The organism is Paraburkholderia sp. SIMBA_053 (assembly GCF_046534895.1).
In the GTDB taxonomy this organism is placed as follows: domain Bacteria; phylum Pseudomonadota; class Gammaproteobacteria; order Burkholderiales; family Burkholderiaceae; genus Paraburkholderia; species Paraburkholderia caledonica.
Window position 1 is genome coordinate 1 of the sequence record NZ_JAWRXU010000961.1, and the last position, 262, is coordinate 262.

At 70.6% G+C, this 262-nt stretch carries 1 pseudogene; it reads left to right on the forward strand.

Annotation, left to right across the window (positions count from 1 at the left end):
- A pseudogene (locus SB753_RS38455) lies at nucleotides 1–262 on the forward strand (efflux RND transporter periplasmic adaptor subunit); the annotation flags it as partial.

Below are 262 nucleotides of genomic sequence, written 5' to 3' on the forward strand. Positions count from 1 at the left end.
GCGCGGACGCGGACGCCCCGGCGGCTGGCGGGCGCGAGTGTCGCCGGCGTCGCGATCGTGGTCGTCGCGGTCGTCTCGGGCCTCGTGCTGCGGACCACAGATTCGCGCAAACTGAAGACCTGGACCGACTCACAGGCCGTGCCCACCGTGAACGTGATCGCGCCCGTACGCGATGCGAGCGGCCCCGTGCTCACGCTGCCGTCCGAACTGCAGGCTTATTCGCGCGCGCCGATCTTCGCGCGCGTCAGCGGCTATCTGAAAG